We start from the raw sequence: 19,397 nt of genomic DNA, 5'->3' as shown, positions 1-19,397 counted from the left end.
ACTACGTCGTCCGCCGCCGCCGCGCGCCCGGCCGCCGCTCGCTCGGCCGCGTCACCGGATCGCCCGCCTCCAGCGCCGCCGCCCGCCGCCGCAGACCGAAGTCCGCCAGCGCCTCCGCCAGCTTGTGCACCGACGGCTCAGGCGACAGCACGTCGACCCGCAGCCCGTGCTCCTCCGCCGTCTTCGCGGTCGCAGGACCGATACAGGCGATGACCGTCACGTTGTGCGGCTTCCCGGCGATCCCGACCAGATTCCGCACGGTCGACGACGACGTGAACAGCACCGCGTCGAAGCCACCGCCCTTGATCGCCTCGCGCGTGTCCGCCGGCGGCGGCGACGCCCGCACCGTCCGGTAGGCGGTCACGTCGTCGACCTCCCACCCGAGCTCGATGAGCCCCGCGACCAGCGTCTCCGTCGCGATATCGGCCCGCGGCAGGAAGACGCGGTCGATCGGGTCGAAGACCGGGTCGTACGGCGGCCAGTCCTCCAGGAGCCCCGCCGCCGACTGCTCACCGCTCGGCACCAGGTCCGGCTTCACACCGAAGTCCACGAGCGCCGCGGCCGTCTGCTCGCCGACCGCCGCCACCTTGATCCCGGCGAAGGCCCGCGCGTCGAGCCCGTACTCCTCGAACTTCTCCCGCACCGCCTTCACCGCGTTGACCGACGTGAAGGCGATCCACTCGTAGCGGCCGGTCACCAGACCCTTGACCGCACGCTCCATCTGCTGCGGCGTCCGCGGCGGCTCGACGGCGATCGTCGGCACCTCGTGCGGCACCGCACCATACGAACGCAACTGGTCGGAGAGCGACGCGGCCTGTTCCTTCGTACGCGGCACGAGCACCCGCCACCCGAAGAGCGGCTTCGACTCGAACCACGCCAGCTGGTCCCGCTGCGCCGGGGCGCTGCGCTCGCCGACCACGGCTATCACGTGCCGGTGTCCCTCGGGCGAGGGGAGCACCTTGCCCTGCTTGAAGACCTGGGCGATCGTGCCGAGCGTCGCGGTCCAGGTCCGCTGCCGGGTCGTCGTGCCGCCGATGGTCACGGTGAGCGGGGTGTCCGGCTTACGGCCTGCCGCCACCAGCTCTCCGGCCGCCGCCGCCACCGCGTCCAGCGAGGTGGACACGACCACGGTGCCGTCCGAGGCACCGACCTCGGCCCAGCACCGGTCGTCGGCGGTACGGGCGTCCACGAACCGCACATCGGTGCCCTGCGCGTCGCGCAGCGGGACACCGGCGTACGCGGGTACGCCCACCGCGGTGGCGACACCGGGCACGACCTCGAAGGGGATGCCCTCGGCGGCGCAGGCCAGCATCTCCTGACCTGCGTTCCCGTCGAGGCCGGGGTCGCCGGTCACCGCACGGACGACCCGCTTGCCGCCCCGCGCGGCCTCCATGACAAGATTGGTCGCATCCCTCAACACGGGGACACCGGCGGTTGTTGACGCCTCGTCAACAACCGTCAGCTCAGGCGTGCTCACGCCCGCGCGCGCATGGCAGCGGACTACTTCGAGCACCTCCGGCTCGGCGATCAGGACGTCCGCGCCGGAGAGGGCTTCGACGGCCCGGAGTGTCAGCAGTCCGGGGTCGCCTGGTCCGGCGCCGAGGAAGGTGACGCTTCCATGACCGGAGAAGGCCGGGGACGCGGGGCTGGTGGTCGGGCTGGTGGGGCTCAAAGTGCTCGCTCCCCCATAAGACCGGCCGCACCCTTGGCGAGCATCTCGTCCGCGAGTTCGCGTCCGAGCGCCATCGCCTCGTCGTACGACGCGGGTACGGGACCGGTGGTGGACAGCTGCACCAGCGTCGAGCCGTCGGTGGTACCGACGACGCCGCGCAGGCGCATTTCAGTGACAATCTGCCCGCGGCCGGAATCCTCGGCCAGCAGGTCGGCCAGCGCACCCACGGGTGCGGAGCAGCCGGCCTCCAGGGCGGCGAGCAGGGAGCGCTCGGCGGTCACGGCGGCCCGGGTGTGCGGGTCGTCGAGCTCGGCGAGCGCGGCGACGAGGTCGGCATTGGACGCCGCGCACTCGATCGCCAGTGCCCCCTGGCCGGGGGCGGGCAGGACGGAGTCGACCGACAGGAAGTCGAGCGACAGGGAGCCGGTGAGCTCCTCCGTCCCGCCGATGCGGTTGAGACCGGCCGCGGCGAGAACCACCGCGTCCAGCTCGCCCTTGTGCACGTATCCGACGCGGGTGTCGATGTTCCCGCGGATCGGCACGGTCTCGATGGTCAGCCCGTGGCTGCGCGCGTAGGCGTTCAGCTGGGCCATCCGGCGCGGCGAACCGGTGCCGATCCGGGCGCCCTGCGGAAGCCGCTCGAGCGTCAGCCCGGCACGGGCCACCAGCACGTCGCGCGGGTCCTCGCGGCGCGGGATCGCGGCCAGGGCCAAATCCTCCGGCTGCGCGGTCGGCAGGTCCTTCAGCGAGTGGACGGCGAAGTCCACCTCGCCCGCCAGGAGCGCGTCGCGCAGCGCGGTGACGAAGACTCCCGTACCGCCGATCTGCGCGAGGTGCTCACGGGAGACGTCCCCGTACGTCGTGATCTCCACGAGCTCGACGGGCCGGCCGGTCAACTGCCGGACGGCATCGGCCACATGCCCGGACTGGGCCATGGCGAGCTTGCTGCGCCTGGTCCCGAGCCTCAGTGCCCTCTGGGCCCTCTCGGTCATACTCGCCCTCGGTTCTTGACGTCGGCGTCATTCAGGTCGGCCCGGGAGACGGAGGCGACCGTCTCCGGGTCGAGGTCGAAGAGTGTCCGCAGCGCGTCGGCGTACCCGGCGCCGCCGGGCTCGCTGGCCAGCTGCTTGACCCGCACGGTCGGCGCGTGCAGGAGCTTGTCGACCACCCGGCGCACGGTCTGGGTGATCTCCGCGCGCTGCTTGTCGTCGAGGTCGGGCAGCCGGCCCTCGAGCCGGGCCACCTCGCCCGCGACCACGTCGGCGGCCATGGTGCGCAGGGCGACCACGGTCGGGGTGATGTGCGCGGCGCGCTGGGCGGCGCCGAAGGCGGCCACCTCGTCGGAGACGAGGGCGCGCACCTGGTCGACGTCGGCGGCCATCGGGGCGTCGGCGGAGGCCTCCGCCAGCGACTCGATGTCGACGAGCCGGACACCCGGCATGCGGTGGGCGGCGGCGTCGATGTCGCGGGGCATGGCGAGGTCGAGCAGCGCGAGCGGGGCCGTGCGGTCCTTCATCGCGGTCTCGACGGCCTCGCCGGTCAGGACGAGTCCGGTGGCGCCGGTGCAGGAGATGACGACGTCGGCACGTGTCAGTTCGTCGCCGACGGCAACCATCTCGACCGCGCGCGCGGCCACTCCCGTACCTCCCCCGGAGCTGCCCCCGGGCTCGGTGAGGATCTCCACGAGCCGCTCGGCGCGGGCGGACGTACGGTTGGCGATCACGATCTCGGCGACGCCGGCGCGCGCGAGCGTGGCGGCGGCCAGCGAGGACATCGAGCCGGCGCCGATGACCAGGGCGCGCTTGCCGGCCGACCAGGCGTTCACGTCCGTACCGTCGGCGAGCTGCTGGAGCCCGAAGGTGACGAGCGACTGCCCGGCCCGGTCGATGCCGGTCTCGCTGTGGGCGCGCTTGCCGACCCGCAGCGCCTGCTGGAACAGGTCGTTGAGGAGCCGGCCGGCGGTGTGCAGCTCCTGGCCGAGCGCGAGGGCGTCCTTGATCTGGCCGAGGATCTGGCCCTCGCCGACGACCATGGAGTCGAGCCCACAGGCCACCGAGAAGAGGTGGTGGACGGCCCGGTCCTCGTAGTGCACGTAGAGATAAGGGGTCAGCTCTTCGAGGCCGACGCCGCTGTGCTGGGCGAGCAGCGTGGACAACTCGGCGACACCGGCGTGGAACTTGTCCACGTCGGCGTAGAGCTCGATGCGGTTGCAGGTGGCCAGGACCGCGCCCTCGGCGGCCGGTTCGGCGGCGAGGGTGTCCTGCAGCAGCTTGGCCTGCGTGTCCGCGGCGAGCGAGGCCCGCTCGAGGACGCTGACCGGGGCGCTGCGGTGGCTGAGACCGACGACGAGGAGACTCATGCCGGCATCACGGCGGGGACGTCCCCGTCGGGTCCCTTGCGGCCCGCGCCCTTGCGCTGGGGTTCGCCGGCTCCGGCACCGAGGGCCGTGGGCGGCGTCGGCACAGCGGCGGCAGCGGCAGCGGCAGCGGTGGTCTCGGACTCCGCCTCCTCGCCGGCCTTGCGCTGCTCGTGGAAGGCGAGGATCTGCAGCTCGATGGAGAGGTCGACCTTGCGCACGTCCACGCCGTCGGGAACGGAGAGCACGGTCGGGGCGAAGTTCAGGATGGAGGTGACCCCGGCGGCCACGAGCCGGTCGCAGACCTGCTGGGCGACGCCGGCCGGGGTCGCGATGACACCGATGGAGACGCCGTCCTCGCTGATGATCTTCTCGAGGTCGTCGCTGTGCTGGACGGGGATCCCGGCGACCGGCTTGCCGGTCATGGCGGGGTCGGCGTCGATCAGCGCGGCGACGCGGAAGCCACGGGAGGCGAACCCGCCGTAGCCGGCGAGCGCGGCGCCGAGGTTACCGATACCGACGATGACGACGGGCCAGTCCTGGGTCAGGCCGAGCTCGCGGGAGATCTGGTAGACGAGGTACTCGACGTCGTAGCCGACGCCTCGCGTCCCGTACGAGCCGAGGTAGCTGAAGTCCTTGCGCAGCTTCGCGGAGTTGACCCCCGCGGCGGCTGCGAGCTCCTCGGAGGAAACCGTGGGTACGGACCGCTCCGACAGTGCGGTGAGCGCACGCAGATACAGCGGAAGCCGGGCGACGGTGGCCTCGGGAATTCCTCGGCTGCGGGTCGCCGGTCGGTGAGTTCGGCCAGTTGCCACGATGCTCCTGCGGGATGAGCGGGGCTGCAGGCGGCCATATGTCCCGTGACCGCCCCGTCGAATGCAGGCTATGTCTTTGTGAACGCGTGCACAAAGATGGTGTCCGTTTTGTCCGGCCAAAGTGACCGGGGTCACGCGGCCGGTTCGCGCCATGACGGAACCATGGAGCGCGTCAGCCCGTTGAGTATCCGAAGGGGGCAAAACCGCACACTCTCCTCACGATCACGCCCCCGAAACCCAACAAAACGTCCACGATGGTAACCGTCTTCCGGTCAGCCACCCAGTTCACGGCGGAGCCGGCCGGCGTCCACGCGCCAGAAGGTGTGCTGCTCGCCGTCGACCAGGACCACGGGGATCTGCTCCCAGTACTCGCGGTGGAGCTCCTCGTCCTGAGTGATGTCCTTCTCCTCCCAGCTCGCTCCGGTCTCGGCGCAGACGGCCTCGATCACGGCCCGGGCGTCGTCGCACAGATGACAGCCCGGCTTGCCGATCAGCGTCACGGTCCGCGAGGAGGCGACGGGAGCGGCGGGGGTGTCCTTCTTCTTCGTCCGTCCAAACATGCCGTCCATTCTGCGCCGCGCCGGAGCGTGCCCCGCGCCCCGTGCCTCCAGCTTGCTCCCTCATTGTCCGTTTAACAGGAGAGTCGCGGAGTGTTCACGCCTCGGCATCCCGAGACGTCGGGAAGTACCGAACAGACTGGCTATGCTCACGACATGGCCGCAATGGGATGGCTCACCCCCCGTAGGCGCTCCGCCACCGCGCGCAGCGTTCTGGCAGGCGAGGCCGCCGCGGAGGCGGCGCGCAAGACCTCGCAACAGCTCGAACTGGAGCGGGAGACAGCGGCGCGGGCCGAGCCCGCCGAGCCCGAGTTCCCGGTCGTCGGGGACGCCGAGGCCGCCGCCTTCTTCGACCTCGACAACACCGTCATGCAGGGCGCCGCGATCTTCCACTTCGGCCGCGGCCTGTACAAGCGGAAGTTCTTCCAGCGCCGTGAACTGGCCCGCTTCGCCTGGCAGCAGGCGTGGTTCCGGCTGGCCGGCGTCGAGGACCCGGAGCACATGCAGGACGCCCGCGACAGCGCCCTGTCCATCGTCAAGGGTCACCGCGTCTCCGAGCTGATGTCGATCGGCGAGGAGATCTACGACGAGTACATGGCCGACCGCATCTGGCCCGGCACCCGCGCGCTCGCCCAGGCCCACCTCGACGCCGGGCAGAAGGTCTGGCTCGTCACGGCCGCCCCCGTCGAGACGGCCACGATCATCGCCCGCCGCCTCGGCCTGACCGGCGCGCTCGGCACCGTCGCCGAGTCGATCGACGGCGTCTATACGGGCAAGCTGGTCGGCGAGCCCCTGCACGGCCCGGCCAAGGCGGAGGCCGTACGCGCGCTGGCCGCCGCCGAGGGCCTGGACCTCAACCGCTGCGCCGCCTACAGCGACTCCCACAACGACATCCCGATGCTCTCGCTGGTCGGTCACCCGTACGCCATCAACCCGGACACCAAGCTGCGCAAGCACGCCAGGGCGCGCGAATGGCGACTGCGGGACTACCGGACGGGCCGCAAGGCGGCCAAGGTCGGCATCCCGGCCGCCGCGGGCGTCGGCGCGCTGGCGGGCGGCACGGCCGCCGCGGTCGCCCTGCACCGCCGCCGCCGCTGACCCCGTGGCGCGCCCGGCGCGCCGCCGGCCTGCCGATACGTTTCGGCTGCGATCATCTGCGACAACCCGGGACCGACCCCACTCACCCGTACGTGGTCGAACAACGCCGTACAGGTCGACCGACGGGCATTCCCTCCTCCCTACCCGACAGCGGCCCGGATCACTCCCCCGTTGCGCACTCGAGCACAACAGCACCTGCGCGCAGTCACACTCGGAAGCAATCCGATCAACAACCGGTCACCAAGTGCGAACGATCACGTCCACAAGCGGTAACAGATGCGACGGAATCGATGATTTGAGCAACTGGGTGTAGCGCTGCCTGTACGAAGCGTTATTCTCCTCAGACGCACAACGGAACCCACACGTCGCCACGACGAGTGAACGGTCCCGCACTGCACGTGATGGAAGCTCTGCCTCTGGGAGTCCCGTGTACCCACACGTCGGGGTTGACGCCTCGGGCCTGGCTACGCTGCGCGCAACGGTCCTCGACCACTTGCGCGGCTTCGTCCCCACCGCGTACGCCGGCCCTGTCCCCGCCTTTGCCTTCGCCGCACCGGCACCCGCCGGTCCTTGCTATGCCCTCGCCGAGAGCGGAGCCGCTGTCGGCAGACGGGGCAGCCGCGGCGGCACCGGAACCTCGACCGCCGCCCGCCGCCCCACCGCCGACAGCGACAGCGCGCGCATGATGGACCTCGTCGAGCGCGCCCAGGCCGGTGAGGCCGAGGCCTTCGGCCGCCTGTACGACCAGTACAGCGACACCGTCTACCGCTACATCTACTACCGCGTCGGCGGGAAGGCGACCGCGGAGGACCTCACCAGCGAGACGTTCCTGCGCGCCCTGCGCCGGATCTCCACCTTCACCTGGCAGGGCCGCGACTTCGGTGCCTGGCTGGTCACCATCGCCCGCAACCTGGTAGCCGACCACTTCAAGTCGAGCCGCTTCCGCCTCGAAGTGACCACGGGCGAGATGCTCGACGCCAACGAGGTCGAACGCAGCCCGGAGGACTCCGTCCTGGAGTCCCTCTCCAACGCCGCCCTCCTCGACGCCGTCCGCCGCCTCAACCCCCAGCAGCAGGAGTGCGTGACCCTGCGCTTCCTGCAGGGCCTCTCGGTCGCCGAGACGGCCCGGGTCATGGGCAAGAACGAGGGTGCGATCAAGACCCTCCAGTACCGGGCCGTGCGCACCCTCGCGCGCCTGCTCCCGGACGACGCCCGCTGACCACTTCGCGCCCCCCACACGCGCCCCCGCACGCCGCGCCGCGCCCCATCCCCCGCATCACCCCCCACGCCCCCCGACCCCTGCCCAACTCACAGTCGGTGACGCCTCGATGACGCACTGGTCCGATCATCTTTCGCGCGTAACCCAAGTGCCGCGCCGCTCGTTGTGCGGAATGCAGGCTCCCTGTGGTCACGCCGTGCCCGCAGCCACTCACTCGTTCGTGTGGATGCGTTCAAGGTGTGCAACCTTCCGGACACCCCGGGGAGTCGACCGTCATGACGAGAGGAGGTGCCGCCAGTGATCGCGAACGTATCGGCGCACCGGCGGGCGAACGCCTTCGCCCAGGCCCTGGAGGATCGGGCGTCCGAGGGCGCGGCGGCCGAGCAGCCCGAGGCATCGGCCGAACCGGCCGAGCAAGGGCGGCTGTTGGCGCTGGCGAACGGTCTCGGCGAGCTGCCGAAACCGGAGATGGACCCCGAGGTCAAGGTGGTGCAACGAGCCCAGCTCGTCGCCGCCATGGAAGCGATGCTCGCGGAGGGGAGCGCAGCCGCGGGCCCTACGGTGCCGGAGCAGCGGACATCGAGCGGACGGGGAACCCACCGGGCCTCCCCGCTCCGGAAATTGCGCCCCCGCTCCCGCTGGTCGAAGGGCATCGCCGCGGGGGGCCTCACGGTCGGTGTGGCCGCGGGCGCTTTCAGCGGTGTGGCCGCTGCGAGTTCCGACGCCCTTCCCGGTGACTCGCTCTACGGGCTGAAGCGCGGCATGGAAGACATCAAGCTCGGAATGGCCGACGACGACGCCGACCGGGGCGGGATCTACCTGGACCAGGCGTCGACCCGGCTCAGCGAGGCCCGCAGGCTCATGGAGCGCGGCCGCGCCGGCGACCTCGACCACGAGTCGCTCAGCGAGATCCGCCGCGTCCTCGGCGGCATGAAGCACGACGCCTCCGAGGGCCACCGGCTGCTGCGCCAGGCGTACGAACGGGACGGCGAGATCGGCCCGATGGCCCGGCTGAACTCCTTCGCCCAAGCCCACCGCGGCACCTGGAAGGGCCTGCGCGACCGGCTGCCCGTCCAGCTCACCGACGTCGGCAACGAGGTGAACGACGTCTTCGTCGCCATAGACGAAGAGGTCGAGCCGCTCCAGGGGATGCTCCCCCGCACCCCGGAGAAGGGCGCCGTCGGCACCAACAGCCCCGGCTCCCCGCAGGACACCCCGCGTACGCAGACCCAGCGCCCGCCGTCCTCCCCCGCAGCCCCCTCCACGGGCGGCGAAGGCTCCACCCGGCCCCAGCCCTCAGGCTCCGGCTCGGGCACGGGCTCCCCGGAGAACGACGGCCTGCTGGGCGGGAACACGGGCGGACTGCTCGACACCCCGCCGACCGGCACACTCCCCAGCCCGTCGACCGACCAGTCGGCACCCCCGATGCCGGACGTCACCCTTCCGCCCCTGCTGCCGGGCCTGCTCCCCGGCCTGGGCATCGACAGCGAGGACACCCGCTAGGACGACGACGATGGGGCGCCCCTCCAAGGATCCAGGGAGGGGCGCCCCATCGTCGTACCGTCACTCAGACGGACACGGCCGGAAGAACAGGGTCAGAGGAACACGATCAGAAGAACACCGACCTGCGCTGCACCAGCAGCTTGTACAGCGTGTGCTGGATCTGCTCGCGGACCTGGTCCGTCAGGTTGAACATCAGCATCGGGTCCTCCACCGCCTCCGGCGGATAGTCGTCCGTCGCGATCGGCTCACCGAACTGGATCGTCCACTTCGTCGGCAGCGGCAGCGCGCCCAGCGGCCCCAACCAGGGAAACGTCGGCGTGATCGGGAAGTACGGAATGCCCAGCACCCGCGCCAGCGTCTTCGCGTTGCCGATCATCGGGTAGATCTCCTCCGCGCCCACGATCGAACACGGCACGATCGGCACCCCGGCCCGCAGCGCCGTCGAGACGAAGCCACCCCGGCCGAAGCGCTGCAGCTTGTACCGCTCGCTGAACGGCTTCCCGATGCCCTTGAACCCCTCCGGCATCACGCCCACGATCTCCCCGGCCCGCAGCAGCCGCTCCGCGTCCTCGGAGCAGGCCAGCGTGTGTCCGGCCTTGCGGGCCAGCTCGTTGACCACCGGCAGCATGAAGACCAGATCGGCGGCGAGCAGCCGCAGATGGCGGCCGGCCGGGTGATGGTCGTGGACGGCGACCTGCATCATCAGGCCGTCCAGCGGCAGCGTCCCGGAGTGGTTCGCGACGACCAACGCGCCGCCCTCGGCGGGGATGTTCTCCACGCCCTTCACTTCCACCCGGAAGTACTTCTCGGCAAGCGGCCGCACCAACGACATCAGGACCTGGTCGGTGAGCTCCTTGTCGTAACCGAACTCGTCGACCTCGTACTCGCCGGTCACCCGCCGCCGCAGAAAGGCCAGCCCACCCGCGAGCCGCCGCTCCCACCCGCTCCGGCGCCCCGGCACGGCCTCGGCGTCGACGCCCTCCGGCTCCACCGCCGCCTGGGCGGCCTGCGCGGCCTGCGGGACCTCCTCGGGCCCGTGCCGCCCCTGTCGGCCCCGAACGTCCGGCTCGCCCTGCTGGCCCTGCTGCTGGCCCGGCAGAGCGCGTACGGCGGCATCCCTGGCCGCCCTGGCGGGCCGGCGCCGCGCCCGTGAGCGGTCGTCGTCGAACGGAATGACCTTGGCGTCCGCCATCGTTACCTGGGCTCCTTCTGATCCAGCCGGGCCGCGACCCGGTCCACGGCCCCCGCGAGCGTCTCCGGCGGAAGCAGCCCCGGCCCGCGGCTGCGGGCGAAGTCCGCGAAGGTCTCGGCCGTCGTGAACCGAGGGGTGAAACCGAGCGTCTCGCGCATCTGGACCGTGGAGACGACCCGGCCGTGCGTGAGGAGCCGGATCTGCTCGGGCGCGAAGTCGGTGACACCGACCGTCCGCAGCGCCGAGCCGACCCACGTCACCGCGGGCAGCAGCACCGGCACCGTCGGCCGCCCCAGCCGCCGCGCGCACTGCGACAGCAGCAGCACCCCGTCCCCGGCCACGTTGAACGTGCCGCTGTTCAGGGTCGCCCGGCGCGGCTCGTTCGAGGCGAGGTGCAGGACCTCGATGACGTCGTCCTCATGGACGAACTGCAGCCTCGGGTCGTATCCGAAGACGGTCGGCAGGACGGGCAGTGACAGATACTCGGCCAGCGGGGAGTCCACCCGCGGCCCGAGGATGTTCGCGAACCGCAGCACGCACACCGCGACATCCGGCCGGCGCCGCGCGAAGCCCCGTACGTACCCCTCGACCTCGACGGCGTCCTTGGCGAAGCCACCGCTCGGCAGCGACTTGGCCGGGGTCGTCTCGGTGAAGACGGCCGGGTCGCGGGGCGCGGAGCCGTAGACACTCGTACTGGACTTGATCACGAGCCGTCCGACCCGCGGCGACTTCTGGCAGGCGCCCAGCAGCTGCATGGTGCCGATGACGTTGGTCTCCTTGACCGACGTCCGGCCCCCGGCGCCGAGGGCCGTTCCGGTGACGTCCATATGGACGACCGTGTCCACCTCGTGTTCCGCGAGCACCTTCGCGATGGTCGGCTGGCGGATGTCCGCCCGGACGAAGTCGGCTCCGCCGAGGTCGTGCGCCGGCGCCACCGCGTCGACGGCGACCACCCGGTCCACCTCCGGGTCCCGCTGGGCGCGCCGTACGAAACGGCCGCCCAGATGCCGGGCCGCACCGGTGACGAGCACGACCTTGCCCAAGATCAGCGCCTTCCGTCGATCCCTCCCCCGGGTTCTCCCCGGAGGGTCTGTGCGCCACCGTAGCGCCTCGTTGTTGCGCTGCGATGACTGCCGTGGGCAACCGGGTGGAACCGGCCGAAAAAAGCGTGGCCCCCCACCGATTTCGGTGGGGGGCCACGCTCGACGCACAAACAGCCGTCGTTACAGCCGTCGCTTACTTCTTGTTGCGACGCTGAACGCGGGTGCGCTTGAGCAGCTTGCGGTGCTTCTTCTTGGCCATCCGCTTGCGCCGCTTCTTGATAACAGAGCCCACGACTACCCTCGCTCACTTCTCTTTACTCGGTGCGGGGCGTCTGGGCCCACACGACCTACGAGGGCTTAGCCTACCGCCCATAGCACCGCGCTTGTAATCCGAGGGGCGGACGAGCTCCCGGCCGCGCGCTCGCTACGCGGTCTCCACCCCCACGAAAGACTCCCTGAGGTACTCGTGAACCGCCTGTTCCGGGACCCGGAAGGACCTGCCCACCCGGATCGCCGGCAGATGACCGCTGTGCACCAAGCGGTACACGGTCATCTTCGACACTCGCATCACCGAGGCGACTTCCGCCACGGTCAGAAACTTGACCTCGTTGAGAGGTCGATCGCCAGCAGCCATGACCCACCTGTACCTTCCGCACACGACGCCCACCGGCTTCCCCTCCGGTGACCCTGCGTCGCTGTGCGCTCACGCTCCAGACTAGGGGCGTGTGGTACGAGTGGGGAAGAGGAGCAGCCATCGGCCGTTTACCGTGACAGACACGCTCGATTGAGTACATAGCGAGTAAGCGGGCGGTAGTAATCCGACCGCACGGCATCATCAAGCGGAACGGCCACGGAGACCTGCCCCTCCGCCTCTCCGACAAACAGCGCGGGATCGTCCGTATCGGCGAGACCGATGGCCTCGAAACCCAGCTGACCTGCACCGCAGACCCATCCGTGGTCCCCCACGACGAGCTCGGGCAGCGGCCATCCGGCCTCCACCGCACCCTCGAGAGCAGCCCTAACCGGCAGCGGTGAGTGGCTGTGCGCCCCCGTCTCGCGCCCGGCTCCCGGCAGACCGGGTTCTCGCACCAGCGCGACGCCTCGTACGTAGTCGAGGATGTACGTGCGTAGACCGAACCGGGTCGTTATGTCGACACATCTCCCCTGCGCGGGTGTGAGAACAAGACATCCCACCGCCGACAAAGCGTCTGCAAGCTCTGCGTAGAACCCGAGCAGTCTGTGCGGATGACCGGTCCCGATCAGCACCGGAGCCCGCCGCCCCGCCACCTCACCCAGCCGCGCCGCGAACGCGTTCAGGCCGCTCAACGTCCGCTCCGGATCGATGACATCGGGCCCCGACCGGTGCGACGGGTCCCCTGACACCCCGCATTTGTCGGCCATGAGGCGCAGCAAGTCTCCCTCGCCCCAGCCCCATTGAGGGTCGAGACCCAGCATCACCCGCGGATCCCGCGCCGCGAAGAGCCGGTAACTGCGCAGGCTCTCCTCCCGCGAGGTCGCCACCGTCCCCGCCAACCCCGCCGCCAACAAATGCGCCCGCAACGCCCCGGTACTCAGCACCCTCTCGATGCTGCCCGAGCCAGGCTGACGGCGGACCAAAACCCCTGGGAGACCCCACCGTTGGCGTAACCACGGAACAAGCTCTCAGGCGAGCAGACCTCTGAGCGGAAACGCCGCCCGACGCGTCGCCAGCACCGCCTGGTCGAGCCGGTCCGCCGGGTCGTAGCCCTCCTCCCAGTCGCGCCAGCCCACCGGCCACCGCCCGTCCGTCATCCGCGCCGGCCCCAACTGCCGCGTCCGCGCGTACACCAGGTCCCGCCACGACGAGGGAATCACCGACTCGGGATCGATCTCCGCATGCGCCGCGATCCCCACCAGATGCGTCCACGACCGCGGCACCACATCCACCACCGCGTACCCGCCGCCGCCCAGCGCGACCCACCTGCCGCCGTCCACGTGCGCGTGCGCGAGCTCATGACACGCCACCTGCACCGCCCGCTGCGCGTCCAGCGACACCGCCAGGTGCGCCAGCGGATCCTCGAAATGCGTGTCGGCACCGTGCTGGGTCACCAGCACCTGCGGCCGGAAGTCCGCGATCAGCTCGGGCACCGTGGCATGGAACGCCCGCAGCCACCCCGCGTCCCCCGTCCCCGCCGGCAGCGCCACGTTCACCGCGGAACCCTGGCCCGCGCCCGCCGCACCCGTCTCCTCCGGCCACCCCGTCTGCGGGAACAGCGTCCGCGGATGCTCGTGCAGCGAGATCGTCAGAACCCGCGGGTCCTCCCAGAACGCCGCCTGCACCCCGTCCCCGTGGTGCACGTCCACATCCACGTACGCGACCCGCTCCGCGCCCAGCTCGAGCAGGCGCGCGATGGCCAGCGACGCGTCGTTGTAGATGCAGAAGCCCGACGCGGACCCGGGCATCGCGTGATGCAGCCCGCCCGCGAAGTTCACCGCGTGCGCGGCCTCCCCGCGCCACACCGCCTCGGCCGCGCCCACCGACTGGCCGGCGATCAGCGCGGACACCTCGTGCATCCCGGCGAAGGCCGGATCGTCGACCGTCCCGAGCCCGTACGACTGGTCCGCGCGGCGCGGATCGGCCGAGGCCGCCCGTACCGCCGCCACATAGTCCTCGCGGTGCACCAGACGCAGCGTCGAGTCCCCGGCCGGCTTGGCCGCCACCACGTCCACGGCCCGGTCGAGCCCGTACGCCCGCACCAACCCCATGGTCAGCGCGAGCCGCACCGGGTCCATCGGATGCTCGGACCCGAAGTCGTACTGCGTAACAGCTTCATCCCACATCAACAGTGCGCGGCCGCTCATGCCCGCCACCGTATCGGGCCTGTTGAGAACCGAACGACGTGGCGTACGCCACCGTCACCAGGACCAACACCATCGGCACGAGCATCGCTCCCCGATAGCTCCACGCGTCGCCGAGCGCCCCGACGAGCGGGGAGCCGATCAGGAACCCCACGTAGTTGAAGACATTGAGCCGGGCGACGGCAGCGTCGCTCGCGCCCGGACCGTGACTCTCGAAAGCCTGCCTCCCGGCCGCGGCGAACGTCTGCGGCACGATCACACTCAGCCCCAGGCCGAGCACCGTGAACCCGGCCATCCCCACCCACGCCCCCGGCGCCGCCGCGACGACCGCGAACCCGAGCGCCGCCAGCACCGCCCCGCACCGCACGACCATGGCGGCCCCCAGCCGCCGCACCCCGAAGTCCCCGACGGCCCGCCCGAGCAGCGTGGTGACCATGTACGCGTTGTACGGCACGGTCGCCAGCTCCTCCGAGCTGCCCAGCACGTCCTGCAGATACTTCGCCGACCAGTTCGACACCGTCGAGTCGCCGATGTACGCGAAGCTCATGACGAGACAGAAGGGCAGCAGCAGCTTGAAGGCGACTCCGCCACCGCCCGCCGTGACCCGCTCTTCCACCGCCGGCCCCGGCTCCCTGTCCACGTACCACCGGCTTCCGACGAACGCGACGGGCAGCAGGACGGCCACCACCGGCAGATACGAGACGAACAGCGGCAGATGCCAGTGCGCCCCCGCCCACGCCAGCGACGCCCCCGTGATCCCGCCCAGGCTGTACGCGGCGTGGAACCCGAGCATGATGCTCCGCCCGTACGCCCGCTGAAGGTTCACCCCGAGCATGTTCATGGAGGCGTCCAGCGCGCCGACCGCGAGCCCGAAGACCCCGAGGGCGACGGCGACCTGCCACATCTGCGTCCCCGCCCCGACCCCGAGCAGCGCCAGGAGGACGAACGGCTGCGACCACCGCAGCACCGCCCCGGGCCCCACCCGCGCCACGACCTTCTCGGAGACCACACTGGCCACACCGGCCAGGATCGGAACGGCGGCCAGGAAGACGGGCAGCAGCCCGTCGGAGATCCCGTAGCGGTCCTGGATCGCCGGTATTCGGGTCACAAGGAGCGCGAACGTCACTCCCTGGACGAAGAAACTGACCGCCAGGGATCCCCGCCCACGCCGCAACCGCGCATCCGTCATGGCGGCACAGCGTAGGCCCCGGCCCTACCCATGGGTAGATGGATCACACGCCCAAATCTGCGCCTCTCAGCGCAGCAGCCCCAGGAGCTCCCCCATCTCGGCGAAGTAGCCGGTGGCCCCTGCCAGTCGCTCCCGGGGCGTCATCGCCGTGAACCCGTACACGTCCATCCCGGCGGCCAGGGCGGCCTGGACACCCAGGCGACTGTCCTCGACGACGACGCACCGCTCGGGCGCGACCCCCATCCGCGCGGCGGCGTGCAGAAACAGATCGGGGGCCGGCTTCCCGCGTCCCACGTCCTCGGCGCTGAAGATGTTCTCGTCCCGGAACCAGGAGTCGAGCCCGGTCGTGCGGTGCCCGACCCGAATCCGCTCGTGGGACCCGGAGGACGCCACGCAGTACGGAATGTCGTCGTCGACGAGCTGCTTGAGCACGTCCCGCACCCCGGCGACAGCCTCCAACTCCCGCTCGAAGGCGGCGAAGACACGCGCGTGAAAGGCCTCGTCGAAGTCCGCCGGCAGCCGCTCCCCGGTCCGCTCCCCGATCAGATCGTGTACGCGGTGGATCGCCGCGCCCATGTAGTCGCGCAGGGAGTCCTCGTACGAGGTGGGGTGCCCGAGCTCGGTCAGGTAGCCGGCCAGGATGGTGTTGGAGATCGGCTCACTGTCGACGAGGACCCCGTCATTGTCGAAGACGACCAGTTCGTAGCGCATGCCCACACGATAAACGCCCCTGAACGCAGAAAAGCCCCGCACCAGAAGGTGCGGGGCTTTCCCACAATGATTGTTCGGCGGCGTCCTACTCTCCCACAGGGTCCCCCCTGCAGTACCATCGGCGCTGAAAGGCTTAGCTTCCGGGTTCGGAATGTAACCGGGCGTTTCCCTAACGCTATGACCACCGAAACTCTATGAAGTTGAACCGCCGCACCCCGCAGGGGGCGTGTTCGTTACTTCAGAACTAACACAGTGGACGCGAGCAACTGAGGACAAGCCCTCGGCCTATTAGTACCGGTCAGCTCCACCCATTACTGGGCTTCCACATCCGGCCTATCAACCCAGTCGTCTACTGGGAGCCTTACCCTCTCAAGGAGGTGGGAATACTCATCTCGAAGCAGGCTTCCCGCTTAGATGCTTTCAGCGGTTATCCCTCCCGAACGTAGCCAACCAGCCATGCCCTTGGCAGGACAACTGGCACACCAGAGGTTCGTCCGTCCCGGTCCTCTCGTACTAGGGACAGCCCTTCTCAATATTCCTACGCGCACAGCGGATAGGGACCGAACTGTCTCACGACGTTCTAAACCCAGCTCGCGTACCGCTTTAATGGGCGAACAGCCCAACCCTTGGGACCGACTCCAGCCCCAGGATGCGACGAGCCGACATCGAGGTGCCAAACCATCCCGTCGATATGGACTCTTGGGGAAGATCAGCCTGTTATCCCCGGGGTACCTTTTATCCGTTGAGCGACGGCGCTTCCACAAGCCACCGCCGGATCACTAGTCCCGACTTTCGTCCCTGCTCGACCCGTCGGTCTCACAGTCAAGCTCCCTTGTGCACTTACACTCAACACCTGATTGCCAACCAGGCTGAGGGAACCTTTGGGCGCCTCCGTTACCCTTTGGGAGGCAACCGCCCCAGTTAAACTACCCATCAGACACTGTCCCTGATCCGGATCACGGACCGAGGTTAGACATCCAGCACGACCAGAGTGGTATTTCAACGGCGACTCCACCATGACTGGCGTCACGGCTTCAAAGTCTCCCACCTATCCTACACAAGCCGAACCGAACACCAATATCAAACTGTAGTAAAGGTCCCGGGGTCTTTCCGTCCTGCTGCGCGAAACGAGCATCTTTACTCGTAGTGCAATTTCACCGGGCCTATGGTTGAGACAGTCGAGAAGTCGTTACGCCATTCGTGCAGGTCGGAACTTACCCGACAAGGAATTTCGCTACCTTAGGATGGTTATAGTTACCACCGCCGTTTACTGGCGCTTAAGTTCTCAGCTTCGCCCTGTCGAAACAGAGCTAACCGGTCCCCTTAACGTTCCAGCACCGGGCAGGCGTCAGTCCGTATACATCGCCTTACGGCTTCGCACGGACCTGTGTTTTTAGTAAACAGTCGCTTCTCGCTGGTCTCTGCGGCCACCCCCAGCTCACGGAGTAAATCCGATCACCAGTGATGGCCCCCCTTCTCCCGAAGTTACGGGGGCATTTTGCCGAGTTCCTTAACCATAGTTCACCCGAACGCCTCGGTATTCTCTACCTGACCACCTGAGTCGGTTTAGGGTACGGGCCGCCATGAAACTCGCTAGAGGCTTTTCTCGACAGCATAGGATCATCCACTTCACCACAATCGGCTCGGCATCAGGTCTCAGGCTATGTGCTGTCCGGATTTGCCTAGACAGCGCCCTACACCCTTACCCCGGGACAACCACCGCCCGGGCTGGACTACCTTCCTGCGTCACCCCATCGCTTACCTACTACCACCTTGGGTCAGCGGCTCCACCACTCCCCTTTGCCCGAAGGCTCCGGGGCGGCTTCACGGCCTTAGCATTAATGGGCTCGATATTGGGCGTTTCAAAGCGGGTACCGGAATATCAACCGGTTGTCCATCGACTACGCCTGTCGGCCTCGCCTTAGGTCCCGACTTACCCTGGGCAGATCAGCTTGACCCAGGAACCCTTAGTCAATCGGCGCACACGTTTCTCACGTGTGTATCGCTACTCATGCCTGCATTCTCACTCGTGAACCGTCCACAACTCGCTTCCGCGGCTGCTTCACCCGGCACACGACGCTCCCCTACCCATCACAGTCCCCGTTGGGGGTATGTACTGCAATGACACGACTTCGGCGGTACGCTTGAGCCCCGCTACATTGTCGGCGCGGAATCACTTGACCAGTGAGCTATTACGCACTCTTTCAAGGGTGGCTGCTTCTAAGCCAACCTCCTGGTTGTCTCTGCGACTCCACATCCTTTCCCACTTAGCGTACGCTTAGGGGCCTTAGTCGATGCTCTGGGCTGTTTCCCTCTCGACCATGGAGCTTATCCCCCACAGTCTCACTGCCGCGCTCTCACTTACCGGCATTCGGAGTTTGGCTAAGGTCAGTAACCCGGTAGGGCCCATCGCCTATCCAGTGCTCTACCTCCGGCAAGAAACACACGACGCTGCACCTAAATGCATTTCGGGGAGAACCAGCTATCACGGAGTTTGATTGGCCTTTCACCCCTAACCACAGGTCATCCCCCAGGTTTTCAACCCTGGTGGGTTCGGTCCTCCACGAAGTCTTACCTCCGCTTCAACCTGCCCATGGCTAGATCACTCCGCTTCGGGTCTTGAGCGTGCTACTGAATCGCCCTATTCGGACTCGCTTTCGCTACGGCTTCCCCACACGGGTTAACCTCGCAACACACCGCAAACTCGCAGGCTCATTCTTCAAAAGGCACGCAGTCACGACCCACATCCGAAGATGTGAGCGACGCTCCCACGGCTTGTAGGCACACGGTTTCAGGTACTATTTCACTCCGCTCCCGCGGTACTTTTCACCATTCCCTCACGGTACTATCCGCTATCGGTCACCAGGGAATATTTAGGCTTAGCGGGTGGTCCCGCCAGATTCACACGGGATTTCTCGGGCCCCGTGCTACTTGGGTGTCTCTCAAACGAGCCGTTGATGTTTCAGCTACGGGGGTCTTACCCTCTACGCCGGACCTTTCGCATGTCCTTCGCCTACATCAACGGTTTCTGACTCGTCTCACAGCCGGCAGACTGTGAAAGAGAGATCCCACAACCCCGTATGCGCAACCCCTGCCGGGTATCACACGCATACGGTTTGGCCTCATCCGGTTTCGCTCGCCACTACTCCCGGAATCACGGTTGTTTTCTCTTCCTGAGGGTACTGAGATGTTTCACTTCCCCTC

The 19,397-nt window shown here is 68.7% G+C and carries 16 protein-coding genes and 2 rRNA genes (1 of these 18 running past the window's edge); 3 read left to right on the top strand and 15 right to left on the bottom strand.

Features of this window, described 5'->3' with window-relative positions; all coding sequences use genetic code 11:
* Position 1: 1 nt before the first annotated feature.
* The 5 genes from FDM97_RS02860 to FDM97_RS02840 all read right to left on the bottom strand — a co-directional run bounded on the left by FDM97_RS02860 (position 2) and on the right by FDM97_RS02840 (position 5,412).
* Positions 2-1,672, bottom strand: a complete 1,671-nt coding sequence (locus tag FDM97_RS02860; RefSeq protein WP_137988693.1) for a bifunctional uroporphyrinogen-III C-methyltransferase/uroporphyrinogen-III synthase — start codon at positions 1,670-1,672, stop codon at positions 2-4.
* On the bottom strand, positions 1,669-2,664 hold the full coding sequence (gene hemC / locus FDM97_RS02855; RefSeq protein ID WP_137988692.1) for a hydroxymethylbilane synthase: 996 nt from the start codon (positions 2,662-2,664) through the stop codon (positions 1,669-1,671). The genes FDM97_RS02860 and hemC overlap by 4 nt, the downstream gene beginning before the upstream one ends.
* Entirely contained in the window at positions 2,661-4,031 is a 1,371-nt protein-coding gene (locus FDM97_RS02850) for a glutamyl-tRNA reductase (protein ID WP_137988691.1), read from the bottom strand. Before FDM97_RS02850 ends, hemC begins: the two co-directional genes overlap by 4 nt.
* A complete protein-coding gene (locus tag FDM97_RS02845; protein ID WP_137988690.1) occupies positions 4,028-4,843 on the bottom strand; it encodes a redox-sensing transcriptional repressor Rex in 816 nt (271 codons plus the stop codon). The genes FDM97_RS02850 and FDM97_RS02845 overlap by 4 nt, the downstream gene beginning before the upstream one ends.
* Before the next feature lie 272 nt (positions 4,844-5,115).
* Positions 5,116-5,412 carry a glutaredoxin family protein gene (locus tag FDM97_RS02840; RefSeq protein ID WP_137988689.1) on the bottom strand — a complete coding sequence of 99 codons (297 nt, stop codon included), beginning with the start codon at positions 5,410-5,412 and terminating at the stop codon, positions 5,116-5,118.
* Between the two features lie 144 nt (positions 5,413-5,556).
* Here FDM97_RS02840 and FDM97_RS02835 point away from each other — a divergent pair, with 144 nt between their 5' ends.
* The 3 genes from FDM97_RS02835 (at position 5,557) to FDM97_RS02825 (ending at position 9,220) form a co-directional block, all read left to right on the top strand.
* Positions 5,557-6,498, top strand: a complete 942-nt coding sequence (locus FDM97_RS02835) for an HAD family hydrolase (RefSeq protein ID WP_137988688.1) — start codon at positions 5,557-5,559, stop codon at positions 6,496-6,498.
* 427 nt (positions 6,499-6,925) lie between these two features.
* Positions 6,926-7,717 (top strand): ECF subfamily RNA polymerase sigma factor, BldN family, encoded by a 792-nt coding sequence (locus FDM97_RS02830; RefSeq protein WP_137988687.1) that lies wholly within the window; start codon positions 6,926-6,928, stop codon positions 7,715-7,717.
* 297 nt (positions 7,718-8,014) lie between these two features.
* Positions 8,015-9,220: a DUF5667 domain-containing protein gene (locus FDM97_RS02825; protein WP_137988686.1), complete on the top strand. Its 1,206-nt coding sequence runs from the start codon at positions 8,015-8,017 to the stop codon at positions 9,218-9,220.
* A 106-nt stretch (positions 9,221-9,326) separates the two neighbouring features.
* Here the strand turns inward: FDM97_RS02825 and FDM97_RS02820 are convergent, their stop codons facing one another.
* The 10 genes from FDM97_RS02820 to FDM97_RS02775 form a co-directional block, all read right to left on the bottom strand.
* Positions 9,327-10,412, bottom strand: coding sequence for a lysophospholipid acyltransferase family protein (locus FDM97_RS02820; protein ID WP_137988685.1), 1,086 nt, complete (start codon positions 10,410-10,412; stop codon positions 9,327-9,329).
* 2 nt (positions 10,413-10,414) lie between these two features.
* Complete coding sequence (locus FDM97_RS02815; protein ID WP_137988684.1) at positions 10,415-11,455, bottom strand: NAD-dependent epimerase/dehydratase family protein; 1,041 nt, start codon at positions 11,453-11,455, stop codon at positions 10,415-10,417.
* A 193-nt stretch (positions 11,456-11,648) separates the two neighbouring features.
* A complete protein-coding gene (locus tag FDM97_RS02810) occupies positions 11,649-11,747 on the bottom strand; it encodes a 30S ribosomal protein bS22 (RefSeq protein ID WP_003948845.1) in 99 nt (32 codons plus the stop codon).
* 132 nt (positions 11,748-11,879) lie between these two features.
* A complete protein-coding gene (locus tag FDM97_RS02805; protein ID WP_158988220.1) occupies positions 11,880-12,089 on the bottom strand; it encodes a helix-turn-helix domain-containing protein in 210 nt (69 codons plus the stop codon).
* Between the two features lie 128 nt (positions 12,090-12,217).
* Positions 12,218-13,033 (bottom strand): phosphatase, encoded by an 816-nt coding sequence (locus FDM97_RS02800; RefSeq protein ID WP_137988682.1) that lies wholly within the window; start codon positions 13,031-13,033, stop codon positions 12,218-12,220.
* 84 nt (positions 13,034-13,117) lie between these two features.
* Entirely contained in the window at positions 13,118-14,296 is a 1,179-nt protein-coding gene (locus FDM97_RS02795) for an acetoin utilization protein AcuC (RefSeq protein ID WP_137988681.1), read from the bottom strand.
* Positions 14,265-15,482 carry an MFS transporter gene (locus FDM97_RS02790; protein ID WP_137988680.1) on the bottom strand — a complete coding sequence of 406 codons (1,218 nt, stop codon included), beginning with the start codon at positions 15,480-15,482 and terminating at the stop codon, positions 14,265-14,267. Before FDM97_RS02790 ends, FDM97_RS02795 begins: the two co-directional genes overlap by 32 nt.
* Positions 15,483-15,548: 66 nt before the next feature.
* Positions 15,549-16,193, bottom strand: a complete 645-nt coding sequence (locus FDM97_RS02785; RefSeq protein ID WP_137988679.1) for an HAD family hydrolase — start codon at positions 16,191-16,193, stop codon at positions 15,549-15,551.
* A 72-nt stretch (positions 16,194-16,265) separates the two neighbouring features.
* Positions 16,266-16,382 (bottom strand): 5S ribosomal RNA (gene rrf, locus FDM97_RS02780).
* A 79-nt stretch (positions 16,383-16,461) separates the two neighbouring features.
* Positions 16,462-19,397: ribosomal RNA gene (locus tag FDM97_RS02775) — 23S ribosomal RNA — on the bottom strand; it runs 186 nt beyond the window's last position.

Origin of the sequence: Streptomyces vilmorinianum, assembly GCF_005517195.1 — a bacterium.
Classification (GTDB): domain Bacteria; phylum Actinomycetota; class Actinomycetes; order Streptomycetales; family Streptomycetaceae; genus Streptomyces; species Streptomyces vilmorinianum.
The sequence above is the reverse complement of the archived record's forward strand: the minus strand, read 5'-3'. Positions and strand labels throughout refer to the sequence as shown.

Coding starts and splice junctions, on each gene's coding strand:
- hemC (WP_137988692.1), bottom strand. CDS start 2,664: ATGACCGAGAGGGCCCAGAGGGCACTGAGGCTCGGGACCAGGCGCAGC.
- FDM97_RS02850 (WP_137988691.1), bottom strand. CDS start 4,031: ATGAGTCTCCTCGTCGTCGGTCTCAGCCACCGCAGCGCCCCGGTCAGC.
- FDM97_RS02840 (WP_137988689.1), bottom strand. CDS start 5,412: ATGGACGGCATGTTTGGACGGACGAAGAAGAAGGACACCCCCGCCGCT.
- FDM97_RS02835 (WP_137988688.1), top strand. CDS start 5,557: ATGGCCGCAATGGGATGGCTCACCCCCCGTAGGCGCTCCGCCACCGCG.
- FDM97_RS02820 (WP_137988685.1), bottom strand. CDS start 10,412: ATGGCGGACGCCAAGGTCATTCCGTTCGACGACGACCGCTCACGGGCG.
- FDM97_RS02805 (WP_158988220.1), bottom strand. CDS start 12,089: ATGGCTGCTGGCGATCGACCTCTCAACGAGGTCAAGTTTCTGACCGTG.
- FDM97_RS02795 (WP_137988681.1), bottom strand. CDS start 14,296: ATGAGCGGCCGCGCACTGTTGATGTGGGATGAAGCTGTTACGCAGTAC.
- FDM97_RS02790 (WP_137988680.1), bottom strand. CDS start 15,482: ATGACGGATGCGCGGTTGCGGCGTGGGCGGGGATCCCTGGCGGTCAGT.
- FDM97_RS02785 (WP_137988679.1), bottom strand. CDS start 16,193: ATGCGCTACGAACTGGTCGTCTTCGACAATGACGGGGTCCTCGTCGAC.